The sequence below is a fragment of the Acinetobacter sp. genome (assembly GCF_049284435.1).
In the GTDB taxonomy this organism is placed as follows: domain Bacteria; phylum Pseudomonadota; class Gammaproteobacteria; order Pseudomonadales; family Moraxellaceae; genus Acinetobacter.
In genome coordinates, this window is sequence record NZ_JBAPXX010000066.1 from 1 (window position 1) to 11,140 (window position 11,140).

The window sequence follows — 11,140 nt, forward strand, 5'->3', positions numbered from 1 at the left end:
GTTTATGGTACGACCTCACATAGGTGCTGCATTAGCTATTGCATTTGCTTTTTCGATTATTTTCGACAAAAGAACATCATTGTATATAAAAGTTTTTTTTGGAACTATATCATTTATTATTACAGCTTTTATTATTCCTATAATGATAAATTATATTGGTTTGTCAGAAGCAGATGGGTTGTCCGATGTAGATGCATACGTAGATAAAAGACAGAATTCCAATTTAAGTGGCGGTAGTAGTTTAGATATAGCCTCAATGAGCTTACCAATGCAAATGCTAAGCTATCTATTTAGACCCTTACCATTTGAAGCTCATACACTATTTGCACTAATTGCTTCATTAGACAATATTATTTTAATTTATTTATTAATTTTAGGGATTGTTGCCTACTTAGAGAAATCTAAGCCTTCAATTGAGTCAAATCGTATTTTTTTATGGGTATACTTTTTTATTTGTTTGATGATGTTAGCTACTACTACAGCGAATTTAGGTATTGCTATGAGACAAAAGTGGATGTTTTTACCTTGCTTAATATTTTTATTATTAAGTGTTATTGGTACTAAAAATAAAGAATTAATTAAGAGTTTAAAATAATGAAGTTCTTAATTATTTCTAGTTTTCTCCCTTCAGTATTAAATTTCCGTGGGAAGCTACTCGAAGCGATCCATCAGCAAGGCTGTGAAATCCATATAATTGCACCTGATTTAGCTTCTTTCCCTACCGAGCATGAAAAACTGTTAGAACTTGGTTATTACGTACATGAAATTTCTATGCAGCGTACAGGTACCAATCCGGTAGCAGACTTAAAAACATTAGGAAGCATGTATACGCTTATAAAAAAAATCAAACCTGATTATATCCTGTCTTATACGATCAAACCGGTGATCTATGGAACACTCGCCGCGTGGCTGGCAAAAGTACCGAAACGGTATGCCTTAATTACAGGTTTAGGCTATGCATTTCAAAATGTAGAAACTCAGACTAAACGTAGTGTTTTCCAGAAACTGGTCCATGGTTTATACCAGCAGGCATTGTCGCGCGGTCATAAGGCATTTTTCCAAAATCCGGATGACCTGAAACTTTTTCAGGATTTAAAGCTTTTAAACGCTCAAACGCCTACAGTAGTAGTGAACGGTTCCGGGGTCAATGTTGCCGACTTCAATGTATTACCTTTACCTGTAATGTCTGATCAAAAAATTAAAATATCCTTCTTGCTGATTGCACGTTTACTGATAGATAAAGGTGTCCGTGAATATGCCGAAGCAGCAAAAATCATCAAACATAAATATCCGCATGTAGCGTTTAATCTGGTGGGCTGGATCGATGAAAATCCTTCGGCCATTCGCCAGCAAGAATTGGATCAATGGGTGGCCAGTAACATATTAAACTACTGGGGGAAACTATCTGATGTTCGCTCTGCAATTGCAGCAAGCTCGGTGTATGTGTTGCCGTCCTATCGTGAGGGCACACCCCGTACTGTTTTAGAGGCCATGGCGATGGGCCGGGCAATTATTACCACGGATGCACCAGGTTGTCGTGAAACTGTTACCGATGGTGATAACGGCTTTCTGGTTGAAGTAAAATCCGTGGAAAGTTTAGTAAAAGCCATGGAGAAACTGATTCTTCAGCCAGAGCTTATTACTAAAATGGGAAGTCGCTCCCGGGAAATCGCCCTTCATAGATACGACGTACATCAGGTAAACGCACATATGATGCAAGAAATGGGTTTGATCTAAATGCTAAAACGCCTCCTAGATATTATCATCGCCTCTATAGCCCTGATCCTGCTTTCACCACTTTATGCATTTGTTGCTTACAAAGTAAAAAATAATTTAGGTTCGCCGGTCTTGTTTCGTCAGGTACGTCCCGGTTTACATGGCAAACCTTTTGAAATGATCAAGTTCCGGACCATGAAAGATGCCGTAGATGAGCAGGGTAATCCACTACCGGACAGTGAGCGTTTAACGCCTTTTGGTCAAATGCTGCGTTCTACCAGTCTGGACGAAATGCCAGAACTGTGGAACGTGATTAAAGGTGATATGAGTATTGTTGGCCCACGCCCATTGCTAATGGAATACCTGCCACTTTATAGCCCTGAGCAGGCCAAACGCCATGACGTGCGCCCGGGCATGACAGGTCACGCGCAGGTCAATGGCCGAAATGCGATTGGCTGGGAAGAGAAATTCAAGCTGGATACCTGGTATGTCGAAAATCAGTCCATCTGGCTCGACTTCAAAATCATGTTTAAAACAGTACATAAAGTTTTAGCAAAAGATGATATCAGTGCCGAGGGTGAGGCGACCATGAGCAAATTTACCGGCACAAAAACGGACAAGATTCATGATTGAAATCTATGCCGTCTATGGGGCTTCAGGTTGCGGCCGAAGCTTGATGCCTGTGGCCCGCCAGCAATTACAACGTCAGAATATAAGTGCCGAAATCTATTTTATTGATGATAGCTTGATTGAAGAAATAGCAATTAACGGTCATACAGCATTAAATTATGCAGCCTTTAAAGCTTTAAGGGCTAGTAAAAAGTCCGTTCTAATTGCGATTGCCAATAGTCAGGTTCGTGAAAAAATTGCGATAAAACTTGAACAAGATGCAATTGAGCTATGGACGGTTCAGGCAGATAATGTTGTGCGTATGGATGAAATAGAGATTGCCCCAGGTGCTGCCCTAAGCCCGTTTGTGACCCTCACTTCCAATATTAAGATTGGCAAATGTTTTCATGCCAATTTATACAGTTATGTTGAACATGATTGCATCATTGGCGATTACGTCACCTTTGCTCCCGGGGTGAAATGCAATGGCAATATCCATATCGAAGACCATGCCTATATTGGTACAGGTGCCGTGATCAAACAGGGAACCCCCGACAAACCTCTGGTGATTGGCAAAGGTGCTGTAGTGGGTATGGGCGCTGTAGTCACCAAAAGCGTGCCGCCGGGCGTAACGGTTGTCGGTAATCCGGCGCGGATTCTAGAGAAAAAATAAGTTTTTAAATTTTAAAAATTCAGGAAACATCATGTTAAATACTGCATTTGAACCATGGCCAAGTTTTACTCAGGAAGAAGCGGATGCGGTTTCCCAAGTTTTATTGTCGAATAAAGTCAACTACTGGACCGGACAGGAATGCCGTGAGTTTGAAAAAGAATTTGCCCGGTTTGCAGAAACCCGGTATGCAGTGGCATTGGCCAATGGAACAGTAGCACTTGATGTCGCACTCAAGGCATTAGGTATTGGTGCAGGGGATGATGTGATTGTTACCTCACGTACCTTTCTGGCCTCGGCCAGCTCCATTGTGACAGCTGGGGCAAATCCGATCTTCGCCGATGTCGAGCTGGATTCACAAAATATCTCCCGTCGTACCATTGAAGCGGTGATCACACCCAATACCAAGGCCATTATCTGTGTGCATCTGGCAGGCTGGATGTGTGACATGGACCCGATCATGCAGCTGGCTTCCGATAAAGGCCTGTATGTGATTGAAGATTGTGCCCAAGCGCACGGAGCGAAATATAAAGGTAAATCTGCCGGTTCAATCGGTCATGTTGCGGCCTGGTCGTTCTGCCAGGACAAGATTATGACTACAGGTGGTGAAGGTGGCATGGTTACTACCAATGATGAGAATCTGTGGAAAAAAATGTGGTCTTATAAAGACCATGGCAAGAACTTTGACAGCATCTATAACAAGCAGCATCCACCGGGTTTCCGTTGGTTGCATGATTCCTTTGGTAGCAACTGGCGCATGATGGAAATGCAGGCTGTGATCGGACGCATCCAGCTGAAAAAAATGCCGGAATGGACCGAAAAACGCATGGCCAATATGGAAAAAATTTATGCGGCATTTGCAGACAGCCCATATTTTAGCGTCCATCGCCCTACAGATGACTATGTACACGCTGCCTATAAGTGCTATGTTCAAGTCAATACTGATGCTTTACCAGAAGGCTGGTCACGTGACCGGATCATGCAGGAAATCAGTGCGCAGAATGTACCTTGTTTCAGTGGCTCCTGTTCAGAAGTTTATCTCGAGCATGCTTTTGATGATACGCCATGGCGTCCAGCACAGCGTTTGCCGAATGCGCAGAAACTGGGTGAAACCAGTCTGATGTTTTTGGTTCATCCCACTTTAAGTGATGAAAGTATTAACAAAACAGTGACGGCAATTCAACACGTTATTAATAGAATAGTTGCTTAAACTTTTGCATTATAAGTGCGCCGCATTCGGTGCATTTATTTATAGAATATGTCTTTAAGTTACCAAAAGAATCGTGACTTGTTAAAAATTTATTAGAATTGAGACGACGCATCCAGTGAAATCTATCATTACGCCCTTCGTAGAATCACCACGAGCCGCCAAACTCGCATTTTTAATTATTCTGGATTTGTGTGCTTTTCCCGTCTTGATCTGGCTCTGCTATGCCATTCGCCGCTTTGATTTAGGCGCAGAAGTGGTACCGAATCTGGCTTTTGGTACGCTCTGGGTCAGTGTGATTGCAGTTGCATCGCTGTTTATCTGTGGGGTCTATCGCTTTATTGTCCGTACGTATAATGAAGTGTTCATGATCAAAATGGGGCTGGCGACTGCATTGACGGTCGCTGGTCTTTATGCTCTGGCTTATTTTACCGCGGCATTTATTCCGACCTCTATTCCTCTGATGTTCGGCTTTATGATGTTTGCCTGGATCTGGTTTAGCCGCGGCATCATCCGTTTTATTATCCGTTCCTATTTGCAGGCCGACGTGCAGAAAAAACGCATCGCAATTTATGGCGCGGGTCATGCCGGTCAACAGGTTGCTGCTGCCTTGTATCGCTCCAATGAACATTTGCCGGTCATGTTTATTGACGATAAACGCTCGTTAAGCGGACAGCAGATAGGCCGGCTCAAAGTTTATGATGCCCAGACTGCACTCAAGCTCATGCGCAAGCAAAAAATTGATGAAATCCTGATTGCCTTACCCTCAGTGGGACGGGTACGTAAAAGTGAAATCATCAAGTTTTTAGAGCCGGCACATTTAAAAATTACCGAGATTCCAGGGCTGACTAAACTGGTGGATGGTGAAATTCGAATTTCTGATATTCAGGAAGTGGATATTATTGATTTGCTGGGGCGTGATCCTGTTCCGCCAGTTCCCGAGCTGCTGGCCAGAAACATTAAAGATAAAGTGGTCATGGTGACAGGCGCAGGCGGTTCGATTGGTTCAGAACTCTGCCGCCAGATTATCAAGAACCAGCCGGCCAAAATTGTCATTTATGAACTGACCGAATTCGCGCTATACAGTATTGAAAAAGAGTTACGCCTCACGGCCAGCTGTGAAATTATTCCGATTCTGGGCTCTGTGCTAGATGAGTCCAAGCTGGAACGGGTGATTGAACAATATGGCGTGCAGACGATTTACCATGCTGCCGCCTATAAACATGTACCGCTGGTGGAATGTAATCCTCTGGCAGGGCTAAAAAACAACGCTGTCGGAACCGCCTTTAGTGTGAATGCAGCGGTGAAGAAAGGTGTCGAAACCTTTGTGTTGATTTCAACCGATAAGGCCGTACGTCCTACCAACGTGATGGGGGCGACCAAACGGATGGCAGAGCTGTATTGTCAGGCTATGGCAGAAGCTCAGGACCAGACCCAGATCAGTATTGTACGCTTTGGCAATGTACTCGGTTCTTCAGGCTCGGTGGTGCCACTGTTTAAACAGCAAATTGCCAAGGGCGGGCCAATTACCGTAACTGACCCGGAAGTGACCCGGTTCTTTATGACCATTCCGGAAGCCTCGCAGCTGGTGATTCAGGCCGGTGCTTTGGGTACGGGCGGAGATGTGTTCCTGCTGGATATGGGCGAGCCGGTACGGATTCAGGATCTGGCACGACAAATGATTGCGCTCAGCGGACTCAAAGTCCGAGACGCTAAAAATCCGAATGGCGATATTGAAATTCAATATACAGGATTACGTCCGGGTGAAAAACTCTATGAAGAGCTGCTGATTGACGAAGCAAATACAGAAATTACCGTGCATACGCGTATTCTACGTTCTGTCGAAAAACATTATCCATTGGCAGAAATTCTGGCAATATTTAACCGTATGCATGAACTTGAAGCGACTCAGACCGAAATTGAATGGGCACTAGCGCAACTGGAACATTATGTGGACGGTTATGTACGCGGTAAAGAAATTAAAGTGAACTAGGTTTTTATAGATATGATCAAGAAAGCAATTCTCCCTGTGGCGGGTTTGGGTACGCGTTTTTTACCTGCCAGTAAATCCATCCCTAAAGAAATGGTCACAGTTGTGGATCGCCCTGCGATTGAATATGTGGTCCGTGAAGCAGTTGCTGCCGGGATTGAACAGATTATTCTGGTCACTCATTCTTCCAAGGCATCGATTGAAAATTATTTTGACCGTAACTTTGAGCTTGAAACTACTCTTGAGCAAAAAAACAAAACCGGCTTGCTTAAAGAAATTACTGAAATTTTGCCTGCGGGTGTGAGTGTGATTAGTGTACGTCAGCCTCAGCCTTTAGGTTTGGGCCATGCGGTATTATGTGCCAAAGCCGTGATTGGTGATGATGATTTTGCGGTGTTATTGCCGGATGTGCTGGTCAAGGATCAGGATCCAAAAAATGACCTATCACGCATGATTCAGCGCTTTGTACAGTCTAAAGCTTCACAAATCATGGTGGAAGCGGTGCCTGAACATCTGGTCGACCAGTATGGTATTGTTGATGTTGCTGCATCGCCTGAGGAAGGTGAAAGTATCGTCATGCAAGGAATCGTCGAGAAACCGGCGGTCGGAACGGCACCTTCGAATTTGTCTGTGGTCGGACGTTATATTCTGCCGGCCAAAATCATGCAGCTTTTGGAACAGACACCACGCGGGGCAGGCAATGAAATCCAGCTCACAGATGCGATTGCCATGCTGCAGCAGACAGAAGCTGTAGAAGCCTACCGCATGAAAGGCCAGACCTTTGACTGTGGCAGTAAGTTGGGTTATCTAAAAGCTGTTTTACATTATGGCGTCGATCATCCTAAACTCGGTACCGAGTTTAAAGCATTGATTCAGGAACTGGCTTTGTAAGAAAAAATAATAAAAAGGAATATCATGAAAGTCGCAGTATTAGGGAAAACCTTATTTTCCGGAGTCATGTCAGCTCTTTTATCTGAATGTGGTCACCAGGTGGTCTGGTGTAATAGCTTCGGTTCAGCTGAGTCAGCTCGGCCCTATTTCCAGGATGAGTCTCTACAGCAATTACTGCAAAAACAGGAAAAATCTGGCTTTTTAAACTGTTGCGATTTTCAGCATCTGGATTTTAATCAGGATGTTTTTTTCTTTAGTTTTAATGCGACTGAAGAACAGCAGGCGTTTCAGATGCTGGACACCATCCGGCATGCCTGTTTTGCCCATCCCAAACTGATGATTAATGCCTCGACCTTTGGCTTGCATGGTACGCAACGCTTTCAGCAACTGTTACCCAATGACGACTGGATCTATCTGCCAGATATTATTCAGGAAGGTAATGCACTGCGGAGTTTTGTTCAGGCCACCCAGCTGATTGTGGGTTGTGATCATGAAAATATACAGCCTAAAATTAAAGAATTATTAAGGCCCTTATTTCCACGTGCCCAGCAGTATTTATTTATGCCGGTTCTGGATGCCGAATTTACCAAACTGAGCATTTCCGGCATGCTGGCCACCCGGATCAGTTATATGAATGATCTGGCCAGCGTGGCAGAAAAACTGGGCATTGATATTGAGCAGGTACGGCAAGGCATGGCTGCAGATAACCGGATTGGTTCCGCCTATCTGTTTCCCGGTGTCGGTTTTGGTGGAGAGAATTTCTCCCATGATATCCGTACTCTTACTCACGCCGTGGCAGATTCAGGAGTGAAAAACCAGTTACTGGAGCAGGTCTGGGACATTAACGAACAGCAAAAAGAATTATTGTTCCGTAAACTCTGGAACTATTTCCGTGGAGACTTAAAGGGTAAAGTCATTGCGATCTGGGGTGCAGCCTTTAAGGAAAATACGCCAAGTATCCAGCAGTCTCCGGTACATGCCATGCTGACCGCTTTGTGGGCGCAAGGCGTGACGGTCAAACTACATGATCCGCAAGCAATGGCGAATATTGAAAAGGTCTATGGGCCACGGGAAGACTTAATCCTGTGTAAAGACCAGTATCAGGCCGTGGAAGGGGCACATGCCTTATGTCTGATTACGGCATGGAAACAGTATGGCAGTCCGGATTATCCGTATCTGATCAAGCTGATGCAGCATCCCCTGATTTTAGATGGGCGTAATCTGTATGATCCGACGTATGTCAAGACACGTGGTTTTAATTATATTGGGGTAGGACGTTAATGTTGAGCCATTTTAATTCAAATCTCGACACTGAAACTGTGTGTCAGAAACTCACCTCGAACAAAGAACAGCTTCAATCTGAGCATCTGCGGGAACTGTTTGCTGCTGACCCGGAGCGCTTTAATCAATATTCTATCCAGTTTGAGCAGCTGCTATTTGACTATAGCAAACACAGAATCAATAAAAATGTGCTGCAGGGCCTGATCGAATGGGCTGACGTACAGAACCTCAGATCATGGATTGGATCTTTATTTTCAAATCAGCAAATCAACTATACTGAGCAGCGTGCTGCCATGCATTGGGCACTGCGCCTGCCGGAACAGGATCAACAGCATGCGGATCTGGCAGCTGATGTACATGCCCAGCTGGAACGGATGTATGCCCTGGTGGAACAGATTCATGCCGGGCAGCGTCGCGGTGCCACCGGTGAAGTCATTCAGGATGTGGTCAATATTGGTGTCGGCGGATCAGACCTTGGTCCCTTGATGGTCACACATGCTTTATCTGATTTTAAATATCAGTCTGCCCAGCCATTGAACGTACATTTTGTTTCGACTATGGATGGCAGTCAGTTGTCCGAGCTGTTGCATCAACTGCGTCCGGAAACGACACTGTTTATTATTTCCTCCAAATCTTTTGGTACCATTGATACTCTGACCAATGCCCAGACGGTACGCCTGTGGCTGGAAAAGGCTTTAGGCCAGCATCCCTATATTCTTAAGCATCATTTTATTGGGGTATCGACCAAACCGGAAAAAATGACAGCGTGGGGCATTGCGCCGGAAAACCAGTTGCTGCTCTGGGACTGGGTCGGCGGGCGTTATTCACTCTGGTCCTGTATCGGACTGCCAATTGCCTTGAGTATCGGGATTGAAGGCTTTAAGCAGCTGCTTGCCGGCGCCTATGCCGTTGACCAGCATTTTCAGTACCAGCCTTTTGAACGCAATATTCCGGTATTGATGGGATTGTTGGGGGCTTGGAATACCAATTTTCTGGATATTCAGACCCATGCGATTCTGCCTTATGACGGACGGCTGAAATATTTTGCATCTTACTTGCAACAGCTGGAAATGGAATCAAATGGTAAGTCAATCCAACGTAATGGCGAGAAGGTCCAGTTCGATACCTGCCCGATCATCTGGGGTGAAGTGGGGCCGAATGCCCAGCATGCTTTCTATCAGTTATTGCATCAAGGCACTCAGTCAGTCAGCTGTGACTTTATTGCGCCGGTAGAGCGTTATAACAGCCAACAATATACCTATGCAGACAGTGCCGAAGCATTGGTAGAACAACATCATCTGGCCTTATCCAACTGTCTGGCGCAATCGCGCTTACTGGCTTTTGGCAATGAAGCCCTAGATCAGGCTGAATTGGCGAGCTTGCCGGCCTATAAGCAATATGAAGGTAATCAGCCGAGCAGTACCCTGTTGTTGCAAGAGTTGAATCCCTATAGCTTAGGCATGCTTATTGCATTGTATGAACATAAAGTATTCGTTCAGTCCGTGCTGTGGAATATTAACCCGTTCGACCAGTGGGGCGTAGAAAAAGGCAAGGAAATTGCCAACCAGCTGTTGCCAATACTCAATGGTGAGCAGACTGACTTGAGTGGTCTGGATGGTTCTACCCAGGGCCTCATTAAGGTTCTATTAGGAAAGTCAAATGGCTAAAATTTTGGTAACAGGCGGGGCAGGCTATATTGGTTCACATACCTGTGTGGAATTACTAAATGCCGGACATGAGGTCATCGTACTGGATAATCTGTGCAATAGCTCCTCCGAGTCCTTAAGCCGGGTAGAAAAGCTGACCCAAAAAAGCCTGACCTTTGTGGAAGGCGATATCCGGGATAGCCAGTTGCTGGATCAGGTCTTTCAGCAAAATTCAATTGATGCGGTAATTCATTTTGCCGGGCTGAAAGCGGTGGGGGAAAGCCAGCAGATTCCTTTGGCCTATTTTGACAACAATATTGCCGGTTCCATCAGTCTGGTTCAGGCGATGCAGCGCGCACAGGTGTTTAAACTGGTCTTTAGCTCTTCGGCTACGGTCTATGGGGAAAATAATCCGTCTCCCTATCAGGAAGACATGCCCTTAAATATGCCGAATAATAATTATGGTTACACCAAGTTGGTTGTTGAGCAGATGTTAGAAAAAGCAGCTATTGCAGATGAACGTTGGTCCATTGCTTTATTGCGTTATTTTAATCCAGTCGGTGCGCATAAAAGCGGACAGATTGGGGAAGATCCACAAGGTATTCCCAATAATTTAATGCCTTTTGTGACTCAAGTTGCGGTAGGTTTGCGTGAAAAGCTGTCTATTTTTGGCCATGATTACGACACGGCCGATGGCACCTGTGAGCGTGACTTTATTCATGTGGTTGATTTAGCGAAAGCACATGTTTTAGCCATTCAGAATCGTTTAAATCATCAAGGCTGCCGTGCCTGGAATATTGGTACGGGCCAACCGATATCGGTATTAACCCTGAAAGATACCTTTGAGAAAGTGAATCAGATCCAGATTCCGTTTGAGTTTGCTGCACGACGTGCCGGTGATCTGGCAAGTTTCTATGCAGACAATGCGCGTGCAGTAAAAGAGTTGGGCTGGACACCCGAATATGGCTTGGAGGATATGCTCGCCGATAGCTGGAAATGGCAGAAGCAGAATCCTAAAGGATATGGTTCATAGATATGAATTTTATTTATGGGGTCATTTGTCACCAACTTACCCATTCACTGGTTTTTCTGGTGAATGAGCTGCTGAAAAGTCCTCATAGTATTATTCT

At 44.8% G+C, this 11,140-nt stretch carries 9 protein-coding genes and 1 pseudogene; all 10 read left to right on the plus strand.

Annotated features, from left to right (window positions below):
* Positions 1-595: pseudogene (locus WAK81_RS05615) on the plus strand (hypothetical protein); the annotation flags it as partial.
* Positions 595-1,737 carry a glycosyltransferase family 4 protein gene (locus WAK81_RS05620; protein WP_422196035.1) on the plus strand — a complete coding sequence of 381 codons (1,143 nt, stop codon included), beginning with the start codon at positions 595-597 and terminating at the stop codon, positions 1,735-1,737. The pseudogene WAK81_RS05615 and the gene WAK81_RS05620, both read left to right, overlap by 1 nt.
* Complete coding sequence (locus tag WAK81_RS05625) at positions 1,738-2,349, plus strand: sugar transferase (RefSeq protein ID WP_422196036.1); 612 nt, start codon at positions 1,738-1,740, stop codon at positions 2,347-2,349.
* Positions 2,342-2,998 carry a NeuD/PglB/VioB family sugar acetyltransferase gene (locus WAK81_RS05630; protein ID WP_422196037.1) on the plus strand — a complete coding sequence of 219 codons (657 nt, stop codon included), beginning with the start codon at positions 2,342-2,344 and terminating at the stop codon, positions 2,996-2,998. Before WAK81_RS05625 ends, WAK81_RS05630 begins: the two co-directional genes overlap by 8 nt.
* Positions 2,999-3,029: 31 nt before the next feature.
* Complete coding sequence (locus tag WAK81_RS05635) at positions 3,030-4,205, plus strand: DegT/DnrJ/EryC1/StrS family aminotransferase (RefSeq protein WP_422196038.1); 1,176 nt, start codon at positions 3,030-3,032, stop codon at positions 4,203-4,205.
* Between the two features lie 115 nt (positions 4,206-4,320).
* Complete coding sequence (locus WAK81_RS05640) at positions 4,321-6,195, plus strand: polysaccharide biosynthesis protein (protein WP_422196039.1); 1,875 nt, start codon at positions 4,321-4,323, stop codon at positions 6,193-6,195.
* Positions 6,196-6,207: 12 nt separating this feature from the next.
* Positions 6,208-7,083: a UTP--glucose-1-phosphate uridylyltransferase GalU gene (galU, locus tag WAK81_RS05645; RefSeq protein WP_422196040.1), complete on the plus strand. Its 876-nt coding sequence runs from the start codon at positions 6,208-6,210 to the stop codon at positions 7,081-7,083.
* Positions 7,084-7,107: 24 nt separating this feature from the next.
* The gene (locus WAK81_RS05650; RefSeq protein WP_422196041.1) at positions 7,108-8,364 is read left to right on the plus strand and encodes a nucleotide sugar dehydrogenase; all 1,257 of its coding nucleotides are present in this window, start codon (positions 7,108-7,110) and stop codon (positions 8,362-8,364) included.
* Positions 8,364-10,031: a glucose-6-phosphate isomerase gene (gene pgi, locus WAK81_RS05655; RefSeq protein ID WP_422196042.1), complete on the plus strand. Its 1,668-nt coding sequence runs from the start codon at positions 8,364-8,366 to the stop codon at positions 10,029-10,031. Before WAK81_RS05650 ends, pgi begins: the two co-directional genes overlap by 1 nt.
* Complete coding sequence (galE, locus tag WAK81_RS05660; RefSeq protein WP_422196043.1) at positions 10,024-11,043, plus strand: UDP-glucose 4-epimerase GalE; 1,020 nt, start codon at positions 10,024-10,026, stop codon at positions 11,041-11,043. The genes pgi and galE overlap by 8 nt, the downstream gene beginning before the upstream one ends.
* Positions 11,044-11,140 lie beyond the last annotated feature (97 nt).